Origin of the sequence: Streptomyces venetus, assembly GCF_039540295.1 — a bacterium.
Lineage (GTDB): Bacteria > Actinomycetota > Actinomycetes > Streptomycetales > Streptomycetaceae > Streptomyces > Streptomyces venetus.
Window position 1 is genome coordinate 75721 of sequence record NZ_BAABET010000016.1, and the last position, 25742, is coordinate 101462.

Annotated in this window: 21 protein-coding genes and 1 pseudogene; 10 read left to right on the forward strand and 12 right to left on the reverse strand. The window is 72.4% G+C overall.

The window, feature by feature from the left end; all coding sequences use genetic code 11:
• Positions 1 to 6: 6 nt before the first annotated feature.
• The 4 genes from ABEA82_RS37040 to ABEA82_RS37055 all read right to left on the reverse strand — a co-directional run bounded on the left by ABEA82_RS37040 (position 7) and on the right by ABEA82_RS37055 (position 4295).
• A complete protein-coding gene (locus ABEA82_RS37040) occupies positions 7 to 807 on the reverse strand; it encodes a polysaccharide deacetylase family protein (protein WP_345666154.1) in 801 nt (266 codons plus the stop codon).
• On the reverse strand, positions 800 to 1798 hold the full coding sequence (locus ABEA82_RS37045) for a glycosyltransferase family 2 protein (RefSeq protein WP_345666155.1): 999 nt from the start codon (positions 1796 to 1798) through the stop codon (positions 800 to 802). The genes ABEA82_RS37040 and ABEA82_RS37045 overlap by 8 nt, the downstream gene beginning before the upstream one ends.
• Positions 1795 to 2613 carry a glycosyltransferase family 2 protein gene (locus ABEA82_RS37050; protein ID WP_345666156.1) on the reverse strand — a complete coding sequence of 273 codons (819 nt, stop codon included), beginning with the start codon at positions 2611 to 2613 and terminating at the stop codon, positions 1795 to 1797. Before ABEA82_RS37050 ends, ABEA82_RS37045 begins: the two co-directional genes overlap by 4 nt.
• A gap of 476 nt (positions 2614 to 3089) precedes the next feature.
• Positions 3090 to 4295, reverse strand: coding sequence for a S8 family peptidase (locus ABEA82_RS37055; protein ID WP_345666157.1), 1206 nt, complete (start codon positions 4293 to 4295; stop codon positions 3090 to 3092).
• Positions 4296 to 4630: 335 nt separating this feature from the next.
• On the opposite strand from ABEA82_RS37055, the gene ABEA82_RS37060 reads away from it, so the two are divergent.
• Complete coding sequence (locus ABEA82_RS37060) at positions 4631 to 5437, forward strand: SGNH/GDSL hydrolase family protein (RefSeq protein ID WP_345666158.1); 807 nt, start codon at positions 4631 to 4633, stop codon at positions 5435 to 5437.
• A 4-nt stretch (positions 5438 to 5441) separates the two neighbouring features.
• Here ABEA82_RS37060 and ABEA82_RS37065 read toward each other — a convergent pair whose 3' ends face one another.
• From ABEA82_RS37065 to ABEA82_RS37080, 4 genes are all read right to left on the reverse strand, one after another.
• Complete coding sequence (locus ABEA82_RS37065; RefSeq protein ID WP_345666159.1) at positions 5442 to 7061, reverse strand: serine/threonine-protein kinase; 1620 nt, start codon at positions 7059 to 7061, stop codon at positions 5442 to 5444.
• Between the two features lie 106 nt (positions 7062 to 7167).
• Positions 7168 to 8802: a nickel transporter gene (locus ABEA82_RS37070; RefSeq protein WP_345666160.1), complete on the reverse strand. Its 1635-nt coding sequence runs from the start codon at positions 8800 to 8802 to the stop codon at positions 7168 to 7170.
• Positions 8799 to 10445, reverse strand: coding sequence for a tetratricopeptide repeat protein (locus ABEA82_RS37075; RefSeq protein WP_345666161.1), 1647 nt, complete (start codon positions 10443 to 10445; stop codon positions 8799 to 8801). Before ABEA82_RS37075 ends, ABEA82_RS37070 begins: the two co-directional genes overlap by 4 nt.
• 119 nt (positions 10446 to 10564) lie before the next feature.
• Positions 10565 to 12097: a DUF4331 domain-containing protein gene (locus ABEA82_RS37080; protein WP_345666162.1), complete on the reverse strand. Its 1533-nt coding sequence runs from the start codon at positions 12095 to 12097 to the stop codon at positions 10565 to 10567.
• 226 nt (positions 12098 to 12323) lie between these two features.
• Here ABEA82_RS37080 and ABEA82_RS37085 point away from each other — a divergent pair, with 226 nt between their 5' ends.
• The 3 genes from ABEA82_RS37085 to ABEA82_RS37095 all read left to right on the forward strand — a co-directional run bounded on the left by ABEA82_RS37085 (position 12324) and on the right by ABEA82_RS37095 (position 14074).
• The gene (locus ABEA82_RS37085) at positions 12324 to 12866 is read left to right on the forward strand and encodes a sigma-70 family RNA polymerase sigma factor (RefSeq protein WP_345666163.1); all 543 of its coding nucleotides are present in this window, start codon (positions 12324 to 12326) and stop codon (positions 12864 to 12866) included.
• The gene (locus ABEA82_RS37090) at positions 12863 to 13681 is read left to right on the forward strand and encodes an anti-sigma factor (protein ID WP_345666164.1); all 819 of its coding nucleotides are present in this window, start codon (positions 12863 to 12865) and stop codon (positions 13679 to 13681) included. Before ABEA82_RS37085 ends, ABEA82_RS37090 begins: the two co-directional genes overlap by 4 nt.
• A 126-nt stretch (positions 13682 to 13807) precedes the next feature.
• Positions 13808 to 14074 carry a hypothetical protein gene (locus ABEA82_RS37095; RefSeq protein ID WP_039932129.1) on the forward strand — a complete coding sequence of 89 codons (267 nt, stop codon included), beginning with the start codon at positions 13808 to 13810 and terminating at the stop codon, positions 14072 to 14074.
• A gap of 159 nt (positions 14075 to 14233) precedes the next feature.
• Here ABEA82_RS37095 and ABEA82_RS37100 read toward each other — a convergent pair.
• From ABEA82_RS37100 to hmgA, 4 genes and pseudogenes are all read right to left on the reverse strand, one after another.
• Positions 14234 to 14362: pseudogene (locus tag ABEA82_RS37100) on the reverse strand (ABC transporter permease); the annotation flags it as partial.
• A gap of 122 nt (positions 14363 to 14484) precedes the next feature.
• Entirely contained in the window at positions 14485 to 15645 is a 1161-nt protein-coding gene (locus ABEA82_RS37105) for a type ISP restriction/modification enzyme (RefSeq protein WP_345666165.1), read from the reverse strand.
• 26 nt (positions 15646 to 15671) lie between these two features.
• Positions 15672 to 16421 carry a GntR family transcriptional regulator gene (locus ABEA82_RS37110; protein ID WP_345666166.1) on the reverse strand — a complete coding sequence of 250 codons (750 nt, stop codon included), beginning with the start codon at positions 16419 to 16421 and terminating at the stop codon, positions 15672 to 15674.
• A gap of 26 nt (positions 16422 to 16447) precedes the next feature.
• A complete protein-coding gene (hmgA, locus tag ABEA82_RS37115; RefSeq protein WP_345666167.1) occupies positions 16448 to 17800 on the reverse strand; it encodes a homogentisate 1,2-dioxygenase in 1353 nt (450 codons plus the stop codon).
• A 164-nt stretch (positions 17801 to 17964) separates the two neighbouring features.
• Here hmgA and ABEA82_RS37120 point away from each other — a divergent pair, with 164 nt between their 5' ends.
• The 6 genes from ABEA82_RS37120 (at position 17965) to ABEA82_RS37145 (ending at position 25287) form a co-directional block, all read left to right on the forward strand.
• Entirely contained in the window at positions 17965 to 18570 is a 606-nt protein-coding gene (locus ABEA82_RS37120) for a hypothetical protein (protein ID WP_345666168.1), read from the forward strand.
• Positions 18567 to 19181 carry a TetR/AcrR family transcriptional regulator gene (locus ABEA82_RS37125; protein WP_345666169.1) on the forward strand — a complete coding sequence of 205 codons (615 nt, stop codon included), beginning with the start codon at positions 18567 to 18569 and terminating at the stop codon, positions 19179 to 19181. Before ABEA82_RS37120 ends, ABEA82_RS37125 begins: the two co-directional genes overlap by 4 nt.
• 118 nt (positions 19182 to 19299) lie before the next feature.
• Positions 19300 to 21582: a molybdopterin oxidoreductase family protein gene (locus ABEA82_RS37130; RefSeq protein WP_345666170.1), complete on the forward strand. Its 2283-nt coding sequence runs from the start codon at positions 19300 to 19302 to the stop codon at positions 21580 to 21582.
• 136 nt (positions 21583 to 21718) lie between these two features.
• Positions 21719 to 23149, forward strand: coding sequence for a CitMHS family transporter (locus ABEA82_RS37135; protein ID WP_345666171.1), 1431 nt, complete (start codon positions 21719 to 21721; stop codon positions 23147 to 23149).
• 34 nt (positions 23150 to 23183) lie between these two features.
• Entirely contained in the window at positions 23184 to 24602 is a 1419-nt protein-coding gene (locus ABEA82_RS37140; RefSeq protein WP_345666172.1) for an MFS transporter, read from the forward strand.
• A 94-nt stretch (positions 24603 to 24696) separates the two neighbouring features.
• Positions 24697 to 25287 carry a hypothetical protein gene (locus ABEA82_RS37145; RefSeq protein WP_345666173.1) on the forward strand — a complete coding sequence of 197 codons (591 nt, stop codon included), beginning with the start codon at positions 24697 to 24699 and terminating at the stop codon, positions 25285 to 25287.
• Positions 25288 to 25742: the final 455 nt, after the last annotated feature.

Consider the following 25742-nt stretch of genomic DNA (forward strand, 5'->3'; position numbering starts at 1 on the left):
CGCGGGTCAGGCCGCGGAGCGCGACACCACCCGGCGGGTCCGCCGCGCCCCGCGGACCACGGCGTACCCCTTGGTCAGGGCACGGTCCCCGGCGAACGTACGGGCGATCGCACGGCCCTGCACCACCCGCTCGAACTCGGCGAGGTCCGTACTGCGGCGCACCGTCACGCGCCGCAGGGCGTACGGCCCCTGCGCGCGGCGCGCGAGGCCGTTGCCGACGGCGAGGGCCTGGGCGTACCCCGTCGCGCGCACCGCCTGCCGGACCCGGCGGCTGGAGTAGCCGTAGGGATAGGCGAACGAGGCCGGCACGGCGCCCAGTTGGTCCGTGACGATCTCCTTGCAGTGGATCAGCTCGAAACGCAGGGCGGCGTCGGAGACCTGGTCCAGCTGCGGGTGGCTGTGGCTGTGCCCGCCGATCTCGACGCCCGCCGCCGCGAGCTCGCGGACCTGGCCCCAGTCCAGCATGGTGTCCAGGCCGCCCCCGGTGTCGTACGGCCCCCGGAGCCACCCGGTCGAGACGAACAGGGTGGCCGGGAAGCCGTGCTCGGCGAGTGCGGGCAGGGCGTGCCGGTGCACGCCCTCGTAGCCGTCGTCGAAGGTGATGAGGACCGGCCGCTCGGGCAGCGGGCGGCCGGAGCGCCAGCACGTCGCCAGTTCGGCCGTGGTGACCGGGGTGAGACCCAGCCCGGCGATCACCGCCATCTGCTCGGCGAACGCCCGCGGGGTCACCGACAGGGCGCGGGTCGCCTCGTTCGGATCGGCCGCGACCGCGTGGTACATGAGGATCGGCACGCGCGCGTCACTCACGGGCCGCCACCTCCACCTCGGGCACCTGGAACGTCGTCCCGCCCCGGCGCGCCCGGACGCTGCCGACGACGTACCCTCCCGCCGCCGTCAGCACCCCGGCCACGATCGCGCCCGCGCGCCCGGCACCGCCCGGCCGGGCCAGCAGGGCGTCCCGCAGGCCCCGGGCCACCCCGGCGGGCAGGACCCGGGTCGTGTACCGGCGTTCGGACTCCAGTCCCTTGCCGGCGCCGACACTTCGGGCCACCAGGGCTTTGGACAGGCCCTCGGCGTAGGTGCGCGTACGGAAGTAGCGGAAGTGCTCGCGCGCCTCCGGCACCCGGTGGTGGATCACCGCCCGGTCGTCGATCAGCAGGACCGCGTCCGGCCGGGCGCGGCTGAGGCGGATGCACAGTTCCGTCTCCTCGCAGCCCAGCGGGCGTTTGTCGCCGTCCCTGCCGATGCCGGTGGCGAAGCCGCCCGCCGCGTCGAAGACGCTGCGGCGGAACGAGGCGTTGCCGCCGAGCACGTTGCGCACCCGGACCCGGCCGCGCGGCAGGCCCCGGTAGGTGCAGCCCACCACCCAGTCGAACTCCTCGGGGAACCAGCCGGGCCGCCGCCCGGACGCCCAGACCGGCTCCGTGCGCCCGCCGACCGCCATCACGCGCGGGTCGGTGTACGCCTCGGCGAAGTGCCGCAGCCAGTCTCGCTCGGCGACGGCGTCGTCGTCGAGGAAGGCGACGACCTCGCCGCGGGCGGCCGCGATGCCGGTGTTGCGCCCGGCGGACAGGCCGCGGGGGCCCGCGTTAGCGAGCACCCGCACCACGGCGCCGCCGGAGGTCTCCTTGTACTCCTTGGCCAGCCGATCCCGGAGCGTCTCGTTGTGGTCGACGACCAGCAGCGTCTCCAGGGCCGGCCGCGACTGCGCCCGCACCGAGGAGACCGCCGCGAGGATGTCCTCCCAGCGGTCCTCGGTGTACGCGCAGATCACGACGGAGATGCCGGGACCGCTCAAGACACCTCTCCCCGCAGGGTGGCCGGCATCGGCGACCGGGACGCACGGCGCAGCGCGCGCCGGTTGGAGCGCTCCTGGAGGATCACCCGGAGGACGCGCAGTCCGTCGCGCACGGCCCGCAGGTTGCTGGTGCCGTGGATGCGCAGGTACTCGTGGCTCGGTATCTCCTGCACCCTCAGCCCGGCCTTGACGACCCGGATGTTCATCAGGGTCTCGACCTCGAAGCCGGTGCAGTCGAGGTCGATCTTGTCGAGGCAGTGCCGCCAGAACGCGTTGTACCCGTAGCACAGGTCGGTGTACCGGGCGCCGAACTTGCGGTTGACGACCGTGCACAGCGCCCAGTTGCCGAGCTTGCGGATGAAGGTCATGTCGTCGGTGCCGCCGCCGTTGGCGAAGCGGGAGCCCTTGGCGAAGTCAGCGCCGGAGACCAGGGCCGACACGTACGACACGATCTCGTTGCCGTCGGCCGAGCCGTCCGCGTCGACCATCACGATGATGTCGCCGGTGCAGGCCTGGAACCCGGTGATCAGGGCGTCGCCCTTGCCCTTGCCGCGCTGCTCGACGACCTTGACGTCGGGCCACAGCGCGCGGGCCACCTGGATGGTGTCGTCGGTGGAGTTGCCGTCGACCAGGACCACTTCGTGTATCCAGTCGGGCAGGGTCTTGAAGACGTAGGGCAGGTTCTCCGCCTCGTTCATGGCCGGGATGACCACGCTCACCGGCGGCGCGATGGCCAGGTGAGAGGAGACGGGTCGGTACTTGGCGGCAGTCGGCGGATGCTGCTCCGTCGCGGCCGGCTGCAGGACTGAGCTCATGAGTCTGGTCCCTCTCGTCCGGTGGACCGCCCCCCCAGGGCAGTCCGGATCCAGTCCGGTTCGAAAGGGGGGTTCTCACCCGTGGCACGCCGAGATGGATCTTCGGGCACGCCGGGTGAGCTGGCAAAGCTGGCCGGCCGCGAAAAACGGCAGCCGACCGCGCGGCACGGCCCGGTCACCACATGCGGTCACCGAGCACGGCACCCCCCTACCGCGCCCCGCGCCGGTTCGTCGCGGTCCTGAGCCCTCCCCTGGAGCCGCGTACTGACGGACCGATGCGGGTGAGATGTATGACGGTATTGACGATTGAACCCGTATGGCAAGACCTGGAACGGCCGCTCACGTTTTTGTTGGTTTTGTCGTTGCCGTATGCGAGTTTTGGGGCGCAGGTTGAAGGTTCCGGTCGTATAACGAGTCGTTCCCCGGAGGCGATCGGGGCCTCCGGGGAACGCTTGTTCAGGGGTGCGGGTCTGCTGTCACTGCACGATCTGGAGCAGTCGGTTCGGCGAGCCCGAACCCGCGCTGGTGACCTTGCCGGTGGCGGCGCCGTTCACCAGGGCCGCGGCGACCTGGGCCGGGGTGGACGAGGTGTGGCCCGCCAGGTAGACCGCCGCCGCGCCCGCGACGTGCGGGGTCGCCATCGAGGTGCCGGAGATGGTGTTGGTCGCGGTGTCGCTGGTGTTCCAGCCGGCCGTGATGGAGGAGCCGGGCGCGAAGATGTCCAGGGCCGAGCCGTAGTTGGAGTAGCTCGCCTTGGCGTCCGTGCTGGTGGTGGCGCCGACCGTGATCGCCTCGGCGACCCGGGCCGGGGAGGACGAGGAGGCGGTGGTGCTGCTGTTGCCCGCCGCGACGGCGTACGTGACGCCGCTGGCTATGGAGTTGCGGACCGCCGTGTCCAGCGAGGCCGAGGCGCCGCCGCCGAGCGACATGTTGGCGACCGAGGGGCCGGAGTGGTTCCGCGTCACCCAGTCGATGCCCGCGATCACACCGGCCGTGGTGCCGGAGCCACTGTTGTTCAGCACCCGCACGCCCACGATCTTCGCCTTCTTGGCGACGCCGTAGGTCGAGCCCGCGATCGTGGTGGCCACGTGGGTGCCGTGGCCGTTGCCGTCGGAGGCGTCGTTGTCGCCGTCGACGGCGTCGTAGCCGTGCGCGGCCCGGCCGCTGATCTGCTGGTGGGTGATGCGCACCCCGGTGTCGATGACGTAGACTGTCACCCCGCTGCCCGCGCTGTCCGGGTAGGTGTAGGTGCCCGAGAGCGGGAGCGAGGACTGGTCGACGCGGTCCAGGCCCCAAGGGGCGTTGGTCTGGGTGGCGGCCAGCCGGACGCGCTGGTTCTGCTCTACGGAGGCCACCGCCGGGTCGGCGGCGAGCCGCCTGGCCTCGGTGGCGGAGAGGGCGGCCGAGTAGCCGTTCAGCGCCTTGCCGAAGGTCTTCTCGACGGTGCCTCCGTACTCCTTCACGAGGCCCTTGCCGGCGGCCGAGGACGCCCTCAGGCCCGCGCTCTGCTTGAGCGTGACGATGTAGCTGTCCTTGACGGCGGTCGGTGAGTCCGCGGCGAGCACCCGGCCCTCGGCGGGAGCGGCCTGGGCGGGGAGGGTGGTGAGCCCGCCCACGAGGGCGGCGGTCGCCGAGAGGGTGATCGCGGCGAACCCGAGTCTCTTGCTGCGCAGTTGTGCCATTACGAGGGAGTCCTCCTCTAGGCGGCGCGCGCCTGGGTGGGGCGCGCGTCATGTGGGGGGTGTGCGCGTGCTCGCGCACACGGACCGGGAGCGTCGCGTTCCGCTCCCGGCCGGAGTAAAGCGTCGACCATCTACCGGCGTAGAACAAGGGAGTTGAGCGCCCGTCAACAAATTTGTCATGGTCACGCAACAAGCGAGGTCGGTTGCGTGACAAGAGGCGTGGTGAACGCGCCACGTGCCGTGAAAAGGGCCGAAAAGACTTGGCATGGACACTTCCTGTCAACACGCGTAGCTGCTACCACGGTTAAGGCAGAGATCCTGCTAAAGGAGGTTCCATGAGACGTTCCCGACTTGTCGTCTTCGTGAGCTCACTCCTCCTCGCCGTCGGCACCGCCCTCACCGGGGCGGCGACGGCGCAGGCGTCCTCACTCGCCGCAACTGGCGGCTATGTGGCGCTCGGTGACTCCTACTCCTCCGGAGTGGGGGCCGGCAGTTACATCAGCTCCAGTGGCGACTGCAAGCGCAGCACGAAGGCCTTCCCCTACCTCTGGGCCACCGCCCACTCACCCTCGACGTTCGACTTCACGGCCTGCTCGGGCGCCCGAACGGGTGACGTTCTGTCCGGTCAGCTCGGCCCGTTGAGCAGCGCCACCACCCTCGTCTCCGTCAGCGTCGGCGGCAACGACGCGGGATTCTCCGACGTCATGACGACCTGCGTGACCCAGTCGGACAGCGCCTGTGTCTCCCGCATCAACACCGCCCGCTCGTACGTCGACTCCACGCTGCCCGGCAAGCTCGACAGCGTCTACTCGTCGATCCGCTCCAAGGCACCCGGCGCCCGCGTCGTGGTGCTCGGCTATCCCCGCTTCTACCAGCTCGGCACCGCCTGCCTCGGCCTGTCCGAGACCAAGCGCAAGGCCATCAACGACGCCTCCGACCACCTGAACACCGCCATCGCCAAGCGCGCCGCCGACCACGGATTCGTCTTCGGTGACGTCCGCACCGCCTTCTCCGGCCACGAGATCTGCTCCGGCGACTCCTGGCTGCACAGCGTCAACTGGCTCAACATCGGCGAGTCGTACCACCCGAAGGCCCCCGGCCAGTCCGGCGGCTATCTGCCCGTGTTCAACGCCAACGACTGACCGCTCAGCCGGAGTCCGTGTCCGAATCCGTGTCAGAGGGAGAAGGGGAGGCCCCGTCCGGCGGGGTCTCCGTCTCACACGTCACCGAGAACGACACCGGCTCGGACGTCGTGCGCACCGGCTCCCGCACCTCGACGCTGATCTGGTTCTCGAACGTCCCGGTCTTCGCGTTCGTCGTCAGGGTCACCGTGTCCTGCTTCGAACGCCCGCCGCCCTCCGGGAAGGACAACGTCTTCCAGCTCCGGTCGGTCAGCGAGCCGTCCTTTGAGACCCAGCGGTAGCGCACCTCGGCCGGCAGCCGGCCCACCGTGAACGTCGCCGTGAACCGGGGCGCCCGGGCGCTCGGCGGCGGACACTCGCCCGCGTAGTCCGTCCGCCTGCCCTCCAGGGACACCCGCACCGACTGCGGCGGCGGAGAGCTCTTCTCGCTCTCGGTCTCGCTCGGCGTCGGGGAAGGGCTGGACTTCTCGCTTTCGGTGTTCCGCGACGGGGTACCGGTCGCGGCCGGCGTGGTCAGCCCGCCGCCCCGGTCGGTGTTTCCGGAGTCCCCGCCGCCGTCGCCGCGGTTCAGCAACGCGTACGTCAGCCCGCCCACCGCGAGGGCCAGCACGGCCACGCCCGCGACCAGCACCCGTCCGGCCCGGCGGTCGCGTTCCGGACGGGTGGCCGTCGTCGTACCCGAGCCGGCCGGTGCCGGCCCGCCCGGGAACGGCATCGGTGGCGTGGGGGAGGGCTCGGGGTGGCCCGCGACCGTCGGCGGGAAGGGGACTGCCCGCGGGGAGTCGGCGCGCGGCGAGCCGCCCGCGCCGACGACCCGCAGATCCTGCTCGGCCCGCTCGGCCGGCAGCCGCTGCGCCGGATCCTTGCGCAGCAGCCCCTCGATGACAGGCGCCAGCGGACCGGCCCGCTGTGGCGGCGGCAGCTCCTCGTCGACGATCGCGCGCAGCGTGCTCAGCGGGGTGTCGTGACGGAAGGGGGAGTAGCCCTCGACCGCCGCGTACAGCAGCACACCGAGCGACCACAGGTCGGACTCCGGGCCGGGCGTGCGGCCGAGCGCCCGCTCCGGCGCGAGGAACTCGGGCGAACCGATGACCTCCCCGGTCATGGTCAGCGCGGAGCTGCCCTCGACCATGGCGATCCCGAAGTCGGTGAGCACGATCCGGCCGTCGTTCGCGATCAGCACGTTGGCCGGTTTCACGTCCCGGTGCAGCACCCCGGCCTCGTGCGCGGCGCGCAGCGCGGCCAGCACCTCGGCGCCGATGTGCGCGGCACGCTGCGGGGGCATCGGGCCCTCGGAGTCCAGGACCTCGGCCAGGGACAGCCCCCGGACCAGTTCCATGACGATCCACGGCCGGCCGTCGTCCGTCGCCACGTCGTACACCGTGACCACGTTCCGGTTGGCGACCCGGGCCGCCGCCCACGCCTCCCGCTCCAGCCGGGCGTACATCCGCTGCACGTCGTCGGTTCCCAGCCCCGCCGGGGCACGCACCTCCTTGACGGCGACCTCGCGGTGCAGCAACTCGTCGCGGGCGCGCCACACCGTCCCCATACCGCCCTCGCCGAGCGGTGCCAGGAGCCGGTAGCGGCCCGCGATCACACGCTCATGGCCCGGTTCTTCGGACACGGCGCCCCCATTCGCAGCCGGGCGAACTCTCCACGAGGTCTCTTTTCCCCATGAGGCAGGAATTCCTCACGACGTCCCATTCCCACGGCCTTCTCTCGAAAGTAACTCAGCCCAGTGCCGATGCCGCCCCCTTGAACACCAGTCCGGCACCGAGCACCACCACGGCGAAGGCCGACCCCAGCGGGGCGGTCCGGCGCACCAGGGCCGCCATCGGGCCGGCGGTCCAGCGGGGGCGCCGGCCCAGGAGCCGGGTCATCCCGCTGCCCGCCTTGACGACGGCGTACCCGGCGGCGGTCAGGGTGAGCGCCAGCCCGACGCCGTAGGCGACGACGAGCAGCAGACCGAACCAGGCCTGCCCGAGGGCGGCGGCGCCGACCAGCACGACGACGGCGGACGGGCTGGGCACGAGACCGCCCGCGAAGCCCATGAGGATCGTGCCGCGGAGGGTGGGGGCGACGGGATGGGAGTGGGTGGAGCCGCCGTGGGTGTGCTCGATCGTGTGGGGGTGGGAGTGCGGGTGGGCGTGGTCGTGCGGGTGGTGGCTGTGGTCGTGCTTGTGGTCATGGTCGTGCTTGTGGTCGTGGTCGTGCTTGTGGTCATGGTCGGGCGCGTGGCTGTGGCTGGGGCTGTCGTCGTCGTGGGTGTGCGTGTGGCCGCCGTGGGAGTGCCCGTGCGTGTGTCCGTGCCCGTGTCCGTGGGTGTGCGCGCGGTTGCGCAGGGCGCGGCGGAGCAGGCTCGCGCCCGCCAGGGTCACCAGGATGCCGCTGGCGACGCCGAGCCAGGCGATCACCGAGGGGGCCGCCGCCGAGCCGGCGGTGACCAGCAGGCCCAGGGCGACCACGCCCAGCGTGTGGGTGATCGTCACCGAGGCGGCCATGGGCAGGACGTCCTTCATCCGGGCCTGACCGCCCCGGGCCGCCGCGGTCGCCGCCATGATGGTCTTGCCGTGGCCCGGGGCGAGCGCGTGCATCGCGCCGAGGACGACGGCGATGAGGAGGGCCAGCGCGGCGAAGCCGACAGTGAGGTCGTGCCGGGCGACCAGGTCGTCCAGGGCGCGCGTCCAGCGGTCGGCGCCGCGGGGGAGCACGGAGGCGGCGGGGGCGTCCGACTCCTTCTCCGCCAGGGCCGGGCCACCGGGGCGCACGCGCAGGGCGGCGGCCGCGGTGTCGGCCGGTGAGGAGAGCAGCTCCTCGGGATAGCGGGTCAGTTCGGCCGACACCGACTTCTCCGGTACGTCCGACGCGGCGAGCGTCATACGGTCGCCGCGCGCCGTGATCTCCCGCCAGCCCGGGCCGGAGGAGGCACCGGCGCCCCGGAAGCCGAGGGCCACGGTCTCCTCGTCCGAGGGGAGCGGAGCGGTCAGTTCGCACTCCACACGGAGGGTGTCGAGACCGGCCTGCCCGGGCCGCACGCGCGCGTGGCTGCGCTCGGCGGTGAGGACGGCGGTACGGCCGTCGACGGTGACCTTGCTGTCCGTGGCGGCGGTGGCACACCGCTCACGGGCCCACATGGCGATGCCCAGCCGCTCGATGTCCGGCCCGGCCTGGGTGGCCGGGATCTCGGCGAGGTCCTCCACGTGGTGGACGCGGAGTTCGCCGGGAGCGGCGACCAGGCCGTCGTAGCGGTTGACGGTGAAGTTGCCCAACGGGTGGGCGCTCGCCGAGCCGGCGGGCACGAGGACGATCGCGCAGGCGGCCGTCAGGACGGCGGCGCCGGAGGCGAACAGTCGGCGCAGGGTCACCGGGTGCCCTCCAGGTCCTTGAGCGCGGTACGGGCCTCGCGGGCGCCCAGGGGCGAGAAGCCGGAGTTCAGTTCCAGGGCGGCCTTCAGGTGGGTGCGCGCCTCGCGGTCGTCGCCGGTGGCACGCTCGATGACGCCGCGGTGGTAGAGGAAGGCCGCGTTGCGGTAGCCGGTGGCCGTGGCCCGGCGGGCGTACGGCAGGGCCTCCTCGTCGCGGCCGTTGACGTGCAGGGCCCAGGCGAGGGCGTCGGCGGTGTGCACACTGTGCCGGCGGTTCCACTCGGCACGGGCGGCGCGCAGGGCCTCCTTCTTGTCGCCGTGGTCGGCGGCGGCCATGGCCGTGTCGAGGTCGGCGTTGACACCGCCCGCGCGGGCGAGGGCCGTCCAGGCGTCGACGAGGGCGTACTGGTCGCCGGCCTTCGCCCGGTCGCCGTCGGCGCCGCGGTCCTCGTACAGCTCGCCGAGGGCGACGAGCGGGCCGGGCAGCGGGAAGCGGGCGACGACCCGCTCAAGGCCCTCGACGGCGGCCGTCCGGTCGCCGCTCGCGGCCTGGGCGCGGGCACGGCCCTCCAGGGCCGGGAGGTACTCCTCGTCGGCGGCGAGGGCACGGGCGTAGTGGCCGAGGGCTGTCTTGTACTCGCCCTGGTTCCAGGCGAGCTGGCCGAGGGCGGTGGCGACGTACGCGACGTCGGCGGGGGAGTCGGCCTGGCTCAGGGCGCGTTCCAGGACGGCACGCGCGGTGCGGACGTCGCCGCGCAGCTCGTGCACGTAGGCGTACCGCGTGAAGACGGGGACGCCGGGCCTCCGGTCGTCGGCGGTCCGCGCGGCCTCGGCGGCGTCGTCGTACCGCCCGAGCTCGACGAGCGCGTCGACCCGGCTGCACAGGGCGCGCTCGTTGTACGGGTTCTGCTTCAGCGCCCGGTCGGCGTGCTTCAGGGCGCCGGTGAAGTCGTGCCGCGCGGCGGCGAGGGCGGCCCGGCCGGCCAGGGCCTGGTCGTTGTCCGGCTCCAGTTCCAGGGACCGCTTCAGTGCGCGTTCGGCCTGCGGGTACCGCGAGGGATCGCCCTTCGTTCGGGCCTGCTCGACGTAGGCGACCCCGAGCGTGGCCCAACTGCCGAAGTCCCTGGGCTGGGTCCGGAGATGCTTCTGCAGGGACACGATCCCCGAGTCGAGATCGCCGCGGGCCAGCGCGCCGGGCGTCAGGGCCCCGGCCGCCGACACGGTATCGACACCGGTCCCCGTGGTCCCGCCTCCTGCACCCCCGAAGGCAACGGCCCCACCGGTCAGCGCGACGGCCAGCAGCGCGGCACACCCCGCCAGTTGGGCAGTCCGCCACCGCCGCCCACCCTCGGCGGCACGCCGCACGGCGGCGACGCGCCGGTCGACGCCGGGGTCGCCGGTGTCGGCGGTATCGGCGGTGTCGTCCGAGGGAGCGCCACCACTCCCTGTCGCACCGTCAGCCGAGCCTCCACCCTGCCCGGTGTCCGGATCTTCGGTCGAGTGCGGAGCCTGCCCCACCCGCGCCCCCGTGCCCGCACCCGCCTCGGGGTCCGGTACGGACCGCTCCCGGCCCGGCTCCTGGTCCGGGTGGGGGCGGTCGGTGTCGCGCCTCTCCGGTGAGCTGTCCGTCGTACGCGGAGGCATGGCCTCTCCTCAGTCGGCTGTGCAAGTGCGGGTGCGGAACTGCGGGAGTCGAAGGCGCGGCCCGTGCCGTGGGGGATGGTGGGGAACGGGCCGCGCCAGTAGGTGGGAGCGGGAGCGGGTCAGTACGCCCGGTTCCGCATCCGGCGCCACCACATCAGGGCCGCGCCGATCAGGACGATGCCGCCCGCCCCGGCCCCGGCGGACGCGGCGATCAGGCGCATGTCGTCGGAGCCCTGCGCGGCGGCCGGCTGGAGCGCGTCGCCCAGCTGGCTGCGGACGTCGTTGCCACCGTCCACGCCCTTGGCGAGCGGGCCGCGCGACCCCTCGGTCGGGTTGGCGAGGTACGGGAAGGACTTGCCGAACTTCTTGTCGTTCTCGTTGACCGCGTCACCGAGGTCGTTCTTCGCGCCCAGCAGCTCACCCTCGACGACCTGGAGCGACGCGTCGATCACGTCGTCGGTGAGGCGACGGCCGTTCGGGAAGCCCGCGTTGTCACCGTCCAGGACACCGAGCCGCTTGGGCTTGGCGGCCGGCTTGATGGAGGTGTTGAGGCGCAGCTGCTCCGACGGCGTCACGTGCGGCGGCTGGTTGAGATCCTTGACGCCCTTCAGGAACACGTCGACCAGGTCGTTGCGCGGCTCGTCGGGCGCCGGGATCTTGTAGATCGCCTCGATGAGCTTGGGCAGCTCCGGGTTGGTGACGTTCTCCAGGAACTGGGCGTCGTCACGCGGCGCGGACGCGTTGAACTTGTCCTTGTCCTTCAGCGGGTTGACGACCTCGTTCACCAGCGGGTTGCCGAGGCGCGAGACCTGCGCGTAGTAGCCCTGGGCGTTCTTGCGCTGCGTCGTCGACCAGACACCGACGACCGGCTGCTCGTGCGACTCGGTGAGGAAGCTGTTCGGGACCTGGAGGGCGATCGAGTTGACGTTGTAGCCCTTGAGGGTGTCGTTGCCGACCTCGGACAGGTTCCCGCCGTACAGCAGGTCGAAGACGCGCAGGTCCAGGAAGAAGGGGTCGTCGGCCTGCCCGGCGAACGTCTGGGCGCCCCCGGCGAGCTTGTGGACCGCCTGCTTGCGCAGGGTGTTGTAGTCCGGCATCGACGCCTTGCCGACGTTCGACGGCGCCACCGGCACGTCGTCGGCGACCTTGGTCTTCGACACGGCCTTCAGGTGCTTCAGCTTGATCAGCTCGAGGTCGTAGGTCTGCGTGATGTTGAGGTCGGGGTCGTCGAGGCTCTCGACCGGACCCGTGTTGTAGAGGAACGTCTTGTCGTTCTTCGTGTGCGTCTTGAACGTGTACCGGAAGAGCAGGTCCTCCTGCGCGTCACCGTCGCTGTCGATGCGCAGGTCGTACTGCGCGTCCTCGGCGAACGTGAAGAAGTTGGGCCCGCCGGCCGGGTCCTCCATCGGGATCCAGTTGGCGATGATGGTCGTCGTGTCCGGCTTGTCCGGGCTGACGAACGCGTACACGTCGGTGTTGTCGTACTGCGGGGTCCCCGAGATCAGCGGGGCTTCCCGGTGGCTGGAGGCGGAGGCCTCCTCAGGTGCCAGCGCGGTCACGCCGGCGGCGGCGAGCCCGCCGGCGGCCAGCGCACCACAGATCACGGTCGCGATGCTCCGGCGCCCCGCGCCGGTCCTGAAGGTAGGTGTCATGCCGTCCGTCCTCGGTGCCAACTTGCCTGACACACGCCATTCGGAGTGGTCGGCAGAGCGGATTGGTCGAATCTCAAACGTTCTTACGGCGGATCTGAAAAGTTGTTTCATCGTCGGCGACCCGCGTTTTCGGCGCGCTGATCCGTAACCCCATCCGGAGGTGTGTGCGTTGCGAATGCCTCGTGTGAGGGGACAGGCCCCATGCGGCCTTGGAGAGGGGGACCGAGTGGAGGCGGACGAGCTGCTGCTGCTCGTGGCGGGCGGGAACCAGAAGGCCTTCGAGGAGTTGTACGGGCTGGTGTCCGGCCCGGTCTTCGGACTCGTACGGCGTGTGGTGCGCGACCCGGCCCAGTCGGAGGAGGTGGCTCAGGAGGTGCTGCTCGAACTGTGGCGTTCGGCCGCGAAGTTCGACCCGGGACGGGGCAGCGCGATGTCCTGGATCCTCACCCTCGCCCACCGCCGCGCCGTCGACCGGGTGCGCAGCGCCCGCGCGGCCGGCGAGCGCGAGCAGCGCGAGGCGCTCCGCGCGAACCAGCCCGCCTTCGACCACGTCACCGAGGAGGTCGAGGCCGGCCTGGAACGCGAGTGGGTGCGCCGCTGCCTGGACCGGCTCACGGTCCTCCAGCGCCAGTCGGTCACCCTCGCCTACTACGAGGGCTACACCTACCGTGAGGTGGCCGAGCAGCTCTCCCTGCCGCTGGGGACCGTCAAGACCCGGATGCGTGACGGGCTGACCCGGATGCGCGAGTGCCTGGGAGGCGTGGCATGAGCCTCTTCCGCCGCGAGGACCTGCACTCGCTCGCCGCGCCCTACGCGCTCGACGCCCTCGGGCCCCCGGAGCGGGTCCGCTTCGAGAAGCACCTGCGGGACTGCGACCGCTGCGCCGCGGAGGTGCGCGCCCTGTCCGAGGACGCCGTCCGGCTGGCCTGGTCCACGGCCGCCCCGGCCCCGGCCGCGATGCGCGACCGGGTCATGGCCGCCGTACGGGCCACGCCGCAGGACCCGGTACCGCAGGAGAGCGTGCGCGAACCGTCCCGCGCGCGGGCGACGCAGTTGCCGCCGCACGTGTGGGGCACCCAGCCGCCGCCGCGGCAACGGCAGCGGCGCCGGATCCCGCTGTTCGTGCCCTTCGCGACGGCCACCGCCGCCGCGGCCCTCGTCGTCGCGTCACTGTTCGCCGTACAGGCGAACCGGACCCAGGACCGGCTGACCGCCGAGCAAGATCGGTCACGTGAGATCGCCCACGTTCTGTCCGCCCCGGACGCGCGCGCGAGCAGCGGCCGGGACGCCAGAGGCCGGACGATCGGAGTGATCGCTTCCGCCACGGAGGGGAACGCCGTCGTCACCCTCGGCGGATACGGCGCCCCGTCGGGCGGCCGCGTGCACCAGTTGTGGCTCATGCGCCCGGGCGCGCAACCACGCTCCCTGGGGCTCTTCGCGGGCGACACGCCCCTGGTCGCGACGGGTCTCGGCGCCTCGGCGACGTCACTGGCCGTGACCGTCGAGCCCGCCGGCGGCTCGCCGCAGCCCACCACCCAGCCCATCGTCCAACTCGCCCTGAAATCTGTTGGATTCGGAGAGTAATCGGAGATACATCGTCAACCCCCTTATGGGGAAGGTGAATCCTGTGACCGCGATACACGTGTGCCCGGCCGGGGCGATAGGGTTAACCTGCCCGGGCCGGGTGGACTCGTACGGGTGGGGAGTGACATGGAACAGATAACAGTGCGCAGCAGGGCCAGGGTCCCTGCGATCACCTGCGGAAGCAGCGCGAGCAGTTCGCGCCTTGACCGCCACCTCTCGGTGCTGGGAGGACCCGCGGTCCCTCAGCGGGAGACGGTCGAGGCGACCTCGCTGATGCGTGAACTGACCGCGCGTCAGCCGCACGACCGCAACGGCAGGGGCGCGCGCGTGCGCCGCGTCTCGCTCTTCGCGCCGCTGCGCCGGCTGCGTCGTTCGCTGTTCGGCGGCAGGTAGGGGCCCGCGCTCGGGCGGTCACACCGTCCTGGTGCAGCGCTGCGCACTCGTCGTCCGTCATCCCCGCGGCACGCAGCGGCGCCAGGTGTGTTCCCGAGCGCGGCACGCCCCCTGTCGGTGCCTCATCCCCGCCCGGCAGCGACCGGGGGCCCGCTCATCTCGCTCCCCGTGCGCGTAGCGGCGCACGGCCAGCGGTACGAAGATCCCGAGCAGCACGGCGCACCACAGCAGTGACCCCGCCACGGGGTGGGCCACCGGCCAGGCCGCCCCGTCGGGCACGGGTGCGTCAGCAGCAACAGCTTCAGCCCCCACACCCTGCGCTCCTGGAGCATTGCCTGGCCCGTGTGTTCAGACGGGCACTCGAACGCACTGGGCGCCTTCGACCCCGGCCTGCGCCAGGCCGGCAGGGCCTAAAGCAGCGCGAGTTGCCCCTCCGGGCCCTCCTCGGGGCCGTCGAGGACCGAGGCCGGGCGGCGGGCCGACGCCGGGGCGGGGAGGACGCCCGCCTCGCGCAGCTCGGTCGCCGTGACGGGGTCGGGGGGCGCTGACTCGTCCCGCTCGGGCTCGTCCCGCTCGGGCCGGTCTTCGGCCAGCAGGGCCAGGACGGTGATCAGCTCCAGGAGTTCCGACGTCCAGGCTTGCGGCCAGGTGGCGGGGCGGATCGCCGCGAGGGTGCCCGGCTCGGGGTCAGGGACCCGTGCCGCGAACCACTGTTCCAGGACGCGGACTCCGCCCACCTCGAAGTCCCAGGCCTCCGGTGGCACGGGGGAGATGCGGCCCTCGTCCAGCAGCAGGGACTCCTCGTCCCGGTCGTAGCGCAGGGCCACGGGCCGGGAGGGCAGGGGAGCGCGGACGTAGGGGCGGCGGCCGCCGGGGAGCTTCGGCCGCTCACCGTCGCGGCGCATCAGCCACAGCAGCCGGTGGCCCCGCTCCACGCCCCGAGCCCACGCGCCGGCGTCGCCCGTGAGCGGGACGGTGAGGTCCGGTCGGGCCGTGGCGGTGATCCAGGCCAGCACGTCCAGCGGTGTGGGGGCGCTGCCCAGGCGCGTGTGCAGGAGCTCCAGCAGACCGGGGGCCAGGTTGGGCTCCAGGCCGCCCGGGCGCCGGAACAGCGGGCGGACGCGGCCGGGGCGGAGCAACGGCAGCAGCGATGTGACGACGAGCGATTCGGGCGTCTCCACCAGGAAGACCTGCCGCTCGTCCGCCACCCGCCACAGCTCCGGCCGGGCCGCGTCGATCAGCCGCTGGTCGGGGATCAGCCACTGCTCGTCGAAGGGCGCGAGCAGCACCCGCACCGGCTCCGGGCACGGCCCCGAGGCGCGGACCAGCTTCTCCGTACCGCCCGCCCGGCCGGGCAACTGGCCGACCGCCGAGTGCAGGGTGCGCGAACGGCTCGGCTCGAACAGGGTCTCGCGATCGGGGCCCTCGGCCTTCACCAAGGCGTCCCACCGGGCCTTCAGGGACGCCGGGTCGGGGCCCGCCGGCCACCCCCGGCCGAGTCGCGGCGGTGCGACGGACCACGGCATGAGGTCCGCCAGCAGCGGAGCGTCGTCGTGCGTCACGCTGGGCATCGTAATGTGTGGCTCCGGCCCGCGGGTCAGGTGGCGTCCAGCGTCACCGTGAAGGAGAAGCGGTCCCCCCGGTACTGGATGACGGCCACGTCCAGGGGCCGTCCCGCCGGGTCGTAGGTCACGCCCGTGTAGTGCAGGATCGGGCTCAACAGCGGTACTTGGAGCAGCTTCGCGGTCTCCGGGTCGGCCAGCCGGGCCTCCACGGTGTCCGTGATGCGGCTGATGTCCGCCCCGACGACGTCCCGCAGCACCTTGGTCATCGGCCACCGCACCAGATCGTCCAGGTCGATCCGCGCGGCCAGTTCGGGACGCACGTAGTTGCGGGCGTGGTTCGTCGGCTCACCCGTCTTCTCGTCGCTCCGCAGCCGGTGGTACGTCGAGACCTCCGGCACGTCCGGGAAGAACTCGGCCAGTTCGCCCGGCACGGGGGCGGTGCCGTGGTCCAGCAGTTCGGTCGTCATGCCGGACTGCTGGGCCACGATCGCGTCCACCGAGCCGAGCAGCCGGACCGGGGAACCCCGGCGCGCGTGCGGCTCGATGAAGGTGCCGCGGCGCCGGTGGCGCGTGATCAGCCCCTCGTCCTCCAGCTCCTTCAGCGCCTGCCGCATGGTCAGCACGCTCACCCCGTAGTGCCCGGCCAGCTGCTCCTCGGTGGGCAGGCGCAGCGGGTCCCGCGGCGAGCGGCCGAGGATCGAGGCGCGCAGGGACTGCGACACCTGGTACCAGAGCGGCAGCTTGCGGTTCAGGACGATCGAGTCCGGGGCGAAGGAGGTCACGGGCCATCCGTACCGGTAGGAAATGATCAGTGCAAGGGGCTGAAGTGCCGCTCCATGCCCTGCCAGACGTCGTCGTAGCGCTGTTGCAGGTGTTCCGCCCGGGCCGCGTGCGGGGTGAGGGTCAGCGGCCAGCGGGTCTCGAACATGAACGCCAGGCCGTCGTCGATCTTCTGCGGCTTCAGCTCGGCGGAGCTCGCGCGGTCGAACGTCTCCCGGTCGGGGCCGTGCGCCGACATCATGTTGTGCAGCGAGCCGCCGCCCGGCACGAAACCCTCCGCCTTCGCGTCGTACGCACCCTCGATCAGGCCCATGTACTCACTCATCACGTTCCGGTGGAAGTAGGGCGGCCGGAAGGTGTCCTCGCCCACCAGCCAGCGCGGCGCGAACACCACGAAGTCCGCGCCGGCCAGGCCCGGGGTGTCCGACGGAGACGTCAGTACCGTGAAGATCGACGGATCCGGGTGGTCGTAGGTGATGGTGCCGAGCACATTGAAACGGCGCAGGTCGTAGACGTACGGCACATGGTTGCCGTGCCAGGCGACGACATCGAGCGGTGAGTGGTCGTACGTGGCCGCCCACAGGTTGCCGCAGAACTTGTTCACCACCTCCACCGGGCCCTCGACGTCCTCGTACGCCGCGACCGGGGCGCGGAAATCCCGGGGGTTGGCGAGCCCGTTGGCGCCGATCGGGCCCAGATCGGGGAGCCGGAAGGGTGCGCCGTAGTTCTCGCACACATAACCGCGGGCGGACTCGTCGAGGAGCTCCACACGGAAGCGGACCCCACGCGGGACGAGCGCCACATGGCCCGGCTCCACATGGAGCAGGCCGAACTCCGTGCGGAGCAGCAGCCCGCCGCGCTCCGGGACGATCAGCAGCTCGCCGTCGGCGTCGCTGAACACCCGGTCCATCGAGGCGTTGGCCGCGTACAGGTGCACGGCGATGCCGGTGCGCTGGGTGGCGTCCCCGTTGCCGCCGAGGGTCCACAGGCCGGCCAGGAAGTCGGTCTCGGGTGCCGGGTCCGGCAGGGGGTTCCAGCGCAGGCGGTTGGGGTCGGGCACGGTCTGGGTGAAAGGAGCGGTGCGGACCGTGCCGTTGTGGATGCGGGTGAACGCCGGGTGGGCCGCCGACGGGCGGATCCGGTACAGCCAGGAGCGGCGGTTGTGGGCCCGCGGCTCGGTGAACGCCGTACCGCTCAGCTGTTCCGCGTACAGCCCGAGCGGGGCTCGCTGGGGCGAGTTGCGGCCCTCGGGCAGCGCGCCCGGGACGGCCTCGGAGCTGTGCTCGTTGCCGAAGCCGGAGAGGTAGGTCAGCCCTTCGGCGGTCTTCCGTGCTCCCTCACGCTCGACCTCGCTCGCGCGGGAGGTACCCCCATCGCCCATGATCGCTGCTCCCTCGGGTTCGATTCCTATGTAACACCGTAGGATTGCGATTTCCCCGACGCAAGGGGGACGCGCGGGCCCGCGCGCCCTCCTCTCGACGGACGATGCGGAACCCGACTCCAGGACGATCCGCCGTGCCGGACGTGTGTTCTACGCTCCCCGGCATGTCGTGCACACGGGGGTTTCTCGCCATGCTCGCGGTCTGTGCCCTCCTGGCCGGAACCGCGGGCTGTGGCTCCGGTGGCGCCGCGGGGGACGGGGTGTCGCCCACGCCGGTGGGCCGGGTCCTGGACGGCCGGGACCAGGAGGGGCGCCCCTACCGTGAGGTGGAGCGCAAGGACGCCCCCGGCGTGGGCATCGAGGTGCAGCCCGACGCGGTCGGCGGCTGGGACGTACGGCTGACCGTGCGGAGGTTCCGCTTCTCCCCGGCCGGGGCGGCGGCCCGGCCGGTGGCCGGGCGCGGTGTCGCGCACCTCTACGTGGACGGCCGCCTCGTCGCCCGGCTCCGCGCCCGCGATCACCGTCTCGCCGACGAGCTCGTGCCGCGCGGCACGCACCACGTCACCGTCCGTCTCTACGCCGACGACGGCACGGTGTGGGCGGTGGACGGCGCCCCCGTGGAGAGCACGGCCGACATCACCGCGTCGAAGCCCGGCCCGGACCCGGTGCCGAGCGCGGACGCCCGGCGCGGGACGCCGCCGGACACGGCGGGCGACCGGCCACGGACCAGGGGGCGAGGTTCACCGGACCGCGCCGGAAAGGCATCATGAAGCCCGTGCCCCACGCGACATCGCTCCGTCGTGCGCCCGTGCAGCGGCGCAGTGCCGAACGCCTGACCAGGATCCTCGACGCCTGTGCCGACCTCCTCGACGAGGTCGGCTACGACGCGCTGAGCACCCGTGCCGTCGCCCAGCGGGCCGGGGTGCCCATCGGCTCGGTCTACCGCTTCTTCGGCAACAAGCGCCAGATGGTCGACGCGCTGGGCCAGCGCAACCTCGAGCGGTACTCCGCGCGCGTCACCGAGCGTCTGGAGGCGGCCGGCGAGGGCGGCTGGCGCCTGGCCATGGACGCCGTGCTCGACGAGTACCTGGAGATGAAGCGCTCCGCGCCCGGCTTCTCCCTCGTCGACTTCGGCAACCAGATCCCGGTCGGGGCCCGCACCGAACCCAACCACCGCGTCGCCGACCGGCTCACCGAACTCCTCTCCGGCTATCTAGACCGCGAGCCCGACGACGAGCTGCGCCGGGTCTTCCTCGTCGCCGTGGAGACCGCCGACACCCTGGTGCACCTGGCGTTCCGGGTCGCGCCGGAAGGGGACGAGAAGATCATCAAGGAGATGCGGGAGATGCTGCGGGCGTATCTGGCCCGGGTGCTCGACTGACGGCTCCGGCCGGTACGCGGCCGACCTCCTGCCCGACAGGGACTCCCCTCCGTGCATACCGGTCGGTATGCTCGGCGCGTCCGCGCGTCACCGCTGCCGCCGCCTCCCGGGAGGACCCGTGTCCCGCACCGCCCTGCGTATCTGTCCCTTGTGCGAGGCCACCTGCGGCCTGACCCTCACCATCGAGGGCACACGCGTCACCCACGCCCGAGGTGACCGCGACGACGTGTTCAGCAAGGGCTTCATCTGCCCCAAGGGTGCCTCCTTCGGGGCCGTCGACGCCGACCCCGACCGGCTGCGCACCCCGCTCGTGCGCCGGGACGGTGAGCTGCGCGAGGCCACCTGGGAGGAGGCCTTCGACGCTGTCGCCGCAGGCATCCGGCCCGTCGTGGAGCGGTACGGACCGCACTCCGTCGGCGTCGTCCTCGGCAACCCCAACGTGCACACCATGGCCGGCGGCCTCTACCCACCGGTGCTGCTCGCCGGGCTCGGCACCCGCAGCGTCTTCACCGCCTCCACGGTCGACCAGATGCCCAAGCACGTCTCCAGCGGACTGCTCTACGGCGACGCGAACGCCATCCCCGTGCCCGACCTCGACCACACCGACCACCTGATCCTCATCGGTGCCAACCCGCTGGAGTCCAACGGCAGTCTGTGCACCGCCCCGGACTTCCCGGGCAGGCTCAAGGCGCTCAAGGCCCGGGGCGGCACCCTCGTCGTGATCGACCCGCGGCGCACCCGCACCGCGAAGCTCGCCGACCGGCACATCGCCGTGCGGCCCGGCACCGACGCCCTGCTGCTGGCGGCCATGGCCCGGGTGCTGTACGACGAAGGCCTCGTCGAGCCGACCCCGCACGTCCAGGGCGTCGAGGAAGTGGCCGAGGCTCTGCGGGAGTTCACCCCGGAAGCCGTCGCCGAGGCCTGTGACGTCGAGGCCGACGTCATCCGCACCCTCGCCCGCGAGCTCGCCGCCGCACCCACCGCCGCCGTATACGGTCGCATCGGCAGCTGCACCGTCCCGCACGGCACCCTGGCCAGCTGGCTCGTCGACGTCCTGAACATCCTCACCGGCAACCTCGACCGGCCCGGCGGCGCGCTCTTCCCGCAGGCCGCCACCGACAAGACCCCACGCCCCGCGGGCCCCGGCCGGGGCTTCGCCCTCGGGCGCTGGCACTCCCGGGTGAGCCGGCATCCGGAAGCCAAGGGCGAGCTCCCCCTCTCCGCCCTCGCCGAGGAGATCGACACCGCCACCGAGGAGGGCGAGCCGGTCCGCGCGCTCCTTGCCGTCGCCGCCAACCCCGTGCTGTCCGCGCCCGACGGCGACCGGCTCGACAAGGCACTCGACTCGCTCGACTTCATGGTCAGCGTCGACCCCTACCTCAACGAGACCTCGCGCCACGCCGACGTCGTCCTGCCCCCGCCCCCGCCCTCCCAGAGCCCCCACCACGACTTCGCCTTCAACACCCTCGCCGTCCGCAACCAGGTCCGCTACACGCGCCCCGCGGTCCCGCTGGAACCCGGGCGCATGGCGGAGACGGAGATCCTGGCCCGGTTGATCCTCGCCGTGACGGATTGGGGTCTCCCCTGCTCGAGCGAAGCCGAGAGCTTGGGGAAGCAGGGGGTGGACCCCGACGCCGTCGACCGGATGGTCATCGACCAGACCCTCGGCAAGGCCGTCAAGGAACCGCACTCGCCGGTGCACGGCCGCGACCCCCGCGAACTCGCCGCCCAGCTCACCGGCGACAACGGCCCCGAGCGACGGCTGGACATGATGCTCCGACTCGGCCCCTACGGCGACGGCTTCGGCGCACGACCCGACGGACTCGGCCTGGAGAAGCTGCTCGCGCACCCGCACGGCATCGACCTCGGGCCACTGCGGTCCCGGCTCCCGCAGCCGCTGAAGACCGAAAGCGGCAAGGTGGAGCTGCTGCCCGGCCCGATCGCGGACGACCTGCCCCGCCTGCGCGCGGCCCTGGCCGCACGCCCCGAGGGCCTCGTCCTGGTCGGCCGACGGCACCTGCGGTCCAACAACAGCTGGATGCACAACGTGCCCGCCCTCACCGGCGGCTCCAACCGCTGCACCCTGCACCTCCACCCCGAGGACGCCGAACGGCTGGGCATACGGGACGGGGAGCCGGTCCGGGTGAAGGGCGCCGGGGGAGAGGTGACCGCACCGGCCGAGGTCACCGACGCCATCCGGCGGGGCGTGGTGAGCCTGCCGCACGGCTGGGGCCACGACCGCCCCGGCACCCGCCTCAGCCACGCCTCGACCGACCCGGGCGTCAACGTCAACCAGCTCCTCGACGGCCGGCTGCTCGACCCGCTGTCGGGCAACGCGGTCCTCAACGGAGTGCCCGTCGAATGCGCCCCGGCGGCCGAAAAGCTCATGCCCCTGACCTGAGCAAAGCTGTGACCAGCAGTTTTGCGCTTATTGCTCGCACGTCAACGTCTTGTTAACGCTGCTTGACGGCGCCTAACGTCTCGGACACCGCCGGCCCTGGTGGGATGTTCAAGGGCGAACGTTAGGTAATCCACTCATGTTGACCATCCTCGGCTTCGCCATGATCGCGACCTTCCTGGTCCTGATCATGATGAAGAAGATGTCGCCGATCGCGGCGCTCGTGCTGATTCCCGCGCTGTTCTGCGTGTTCGTCGGCAAGGGCGCCAAGCTCGGCGACTACGTCCTCGACGGCGTGACCGACCTCGCCCCCACCGCGGCGATGCTCATGTTCGCGATCGTCTACTTCGGTGTGATGATCGACGTCGGTCTCTTCGACCCGATCGTCCGCGGCATCCTCAAATTCTGTAAAGCGGACCCGATGCGGATCGTCGTGGGTACCGCTCTGCTGGCCGCGATCGTGTCGCTGGACGGCGACGGCTCCACCACCTTCATGATCACCGTCTCGGCGATGTACCCGCTGTACAAGCGCCTGAAGATGAGCCTGGTCGTGATGACCGGTGTGGCCGCCATGGCCAACGGCGTGATGAACACCCTCCCCTGGGGCGGCCCGACCGCCCGTGCCGCGACCGCGCTCAAGCTCGACGCCAGCGAGATCTTCGTCCCGATGATCCCGGCGCTCCTGGTGGGCCTGCTCTTCGTCTTCGGGCTCTCCTACGTCCTCGGCGTGCGTGAGCGCCGGCGGCTGGGCGTGCTGACGCTGGACGAGGTCCTGGAGGAGGAGAAGGAGAGCGAGACGGTCCTCGTGGGTGCCGGCGGCTCCGGCGAGGACAAGGTCTCCATGCGCAAGGGCGCCACGGGCGGCGAGGCCGCCACCGGCGGTACCGGCTCCGGTACGGACACCCCCGAGGGCTCCGACGACGACGGCTTCCAGGGCCTCGACCCGAACCGGGCCACCCTGCGCCCCAAGCTCTACTGGTTCAACGCGCTGCTCACGGTCGTCCTGCTCACCGCCATGATCATGGAGTGGCTGCCGATCCCGGTACTGTTCCTGCTCGGCGCCGCGCTCGCCCTCACCGTGAACTTCCCGAACATCCCCGACCAGAAGGCCCGCCTGGCCGCCCACGCCGACAACGTCCTGAACGTGGCCGGCATGGTCTTCGCCGCCGCCGTCTTCACCGGCGTCCTGCAGGGCACCGGCATGGTCGACCAGATGGCCAAGTGGATGGTGGACGTCATCCCCGCGGGCATGGGCCCCCACATGGCGCTCGTGACCGGTGTGCTGAGCCTGCCGCTGACGTACTTCATGTCGAACGACGGCTTCTACTTCGGTGTCCTCCCCGTCCTCGCCGAGGCGGGCGCCGCGCATGGTGTCTCCCCGGTGGAGATGGCCCGCGCCTCGCTGGTCGGCCAGCCGCTGCACATGTCCAGCCCGCTCGTCCCGGCCGTCTACGTCCTGGTCGGCATGGCCAAGGTGGAGTTCGGCGACCACACGAAGTTCGTGGTGAAGTGGGCCGCCCTCACCTGCCTCGTCATCCTCGGGGCCGGCATGCTCTTCGGAATCATCTGACCGCAGTCCAGACTGTCGTAGGGAGAACGTCATCGTGAGGCCCGGTGGGAACCGCGGCTGGCTGCTCCGCCTCGTCATCGCCTTCAGCTTCGCGCAGGGGGCGGTGTCGATGGCCCGGCCCGCCGTCTCCTACCGGGCCCTCGCGCTGGGTGCGGACGAGCGTGCGGTCGGTGTGATCGCCGGTGTGTACGCGCTGCTGCCGCTGTTCGCCGCCGTCCCCCTGGGGCGCCGTACCGACCACGGACGCTGCGCGCCGCTGCTGCCGTTCGGAGTGGTCCTCATAGCCGGCGGCTGCGCGCTCAGCGGCGTCGCCGGCTCCCTGTGGGCGATGGCCCTGTGGAGCGGGGTGATGGGCCTCGGCCACCTCTGCTTCGTCATCGGCTCGCAGTCCCTCGTCGCCCGTCAGTCCGCGCCGCACGAACAGGACCGCAACTTCGGTCACTTCACCATCGGGGCCGCGCTCGGCCAGCTGGTCGGGCCCGTGGCCGCGGGTGCGCTGATCGGCGGCGAGGACATGACGGGCACCAGCACGCTCGCGCTGGTCGTGGCGGGCGGGGTCGCGGCGGTCGCGTTCACCTCGCTCTGGCGCATCGAGCACCGCCGTACGGCATCCGTGTCAGGGGCCGGGAAGGGCGACCGCGTCCCCGTCCGGGGCATCCTGCGCACCCGGGGCGTGCCGGCCGGCATCTTCGTCAGCCTCGCCGTGCTGTCCGCGACCGACATCCTCACGGCCTACCTCCCGGTGGTCGGCGAGGACCGGGGCATCGCGCCGTCCGTGATCGGCGTCCTGCTCAGCCTGCGCGCGGCCGCCACCATCGCCTGCCGCCTGGTGCTGACGCCCCTGCTGCGGCTGCTCGGCCGGACCCTGCTGCTCACGGTGACCTGTCTGCTGGCCGCCCTGCTCTGCGCGGGCATCGCCCTGCCGGTGCCGGTGTGGGCGCTCGGCGTGGTGCTGGTCCTGCTCGGCTTCTGCCTCGGGGTCGGGCAGCCGCTGTCCATGACGACGGTCGTCCAGGCCGCTCCGGACGACGCCCGGTCCACGGCCCTGGCCCTGCGCCTGACCGGCAACCGGCTCGGCCAGGTCGCGGCGCCCGCGGCGGCGGGGCTGATCGCCGGGGTCGCGGGGGTGGCGGCGCCGTTCGTGATGCTGGGGGTGCTCCTGCTGGTCTCCTCGGGGGTCGCCGTGCGGTCGCCGGGGCAGCGGGGCGCGGAGGGACGGTCGGACGAGGAGGAGGCGCCGGGCGCGGAGGGGGTGCCGGGCGTGGAAGGGGTCCCGGGCCCGGAGGAGCCGCCGGGTGCGCAGGAGGCACCAGGCGCGGAAGAGGCGCCGGGCGAGGAGAAGCAGCCGGGTGAGGTGGAGCCGCCGGGCGAGGTGGAGCCGCCGGGCGAGGGCGGAGTGCAGACCGAACCCCGCCGGGGTCGGATGCCGTTGCGCCGGAAGAGCGACATCTGACGCGTCGTGGGCGCTGCTCCGGCGTTTCCGGGTGACATGTGACAGATAGTCAGGTGAAGAGATGTTTGTATGACAATCATCTGACTTGGAGGATATGTCCATGCCCCTCGTACCCCTCGCGCGCCGTGCCGGCACCCGCAACGCCGTCCTCGCTGCCCTCACTCTCGCCGGGACCACCCTGAGCGGGGTGCCCGCTGCCGCCGCACCGGGGGACAACGGGGACGTCAAGATCCACTCCGCCGAGACGGCCGCCGGTGATCGCCGCAACGATCCCAAGGTGTGCGACTTCTACCTCGCCGCGTTCGACTTCGAGGGAGGCGAGACGGTCAACTGGACCATCCAGACCCTGCCCGAGGTTCCGGCCGAGAGCGGCTCCGTCACCCTCGACGCGGCCGGCGCGGGCCGCTCTCCGCTCATCGACCTGCCCAACGGGCAGTACAAGCTGACCTGGCTCACCGACCGGGCCCACGGCGCGGGCAAGTTCAAGGTGTTCCAGGTCGACTGCCCGGCCTCCAAGGCCACACCCACCGCCATCACCCCGGCCGGCGGCCCGCCGGCGGGTGGCGGCGGCATCGCCCGTACCGAGGCCTTCACGCCGGTCGCCGGGGCCGCCGCCGTCGGGTTGGCCGCCGTCGCCGGGACGGTGTGGTTCCGGCTCCGCCGCCGCCCCGATGGCGCGGCGTAGGGCGGCTTCCGTGGATCGCGCCGCTCCGGTGGGACGGCGCGCATCCTCCGGCCCGGGCGCCCGTGCCGGTTCAAGTCCCGTGGCCCCGCGCCGGGGTGAGAACCCCTCTGCCGCCGCGCCGGGGGGTGGGTGGGCCGGTGGATCCGGCGCGGGGCCGGCCGGGCGGCGTGGAGCGGGTTCTGCGGCTGGGGCGGTGGCTCGGCGTGGAGCGGGTTCTGAGGCTGGAGCGGCGGCCCGGCGCGGGGCGGGTCCTGGTGAGGGGAGCGGGGCGCGGCGTGGGGACGGGCGCGGGGCTGGCGCTGCTCCGGGCGTGCGGCGTGGGGGCGAGGCAGTTGCCGGGGCGTCGGATTGGCGTGGGACGGGTTCTGGGGGCTGGGTGGAACTCGCGTGCGCGCTGGGCTTCCTGGGCGAGGCGGGCCGTGCCGTGAAGGTGTGCGAGGACGCGTTGGCGCTCT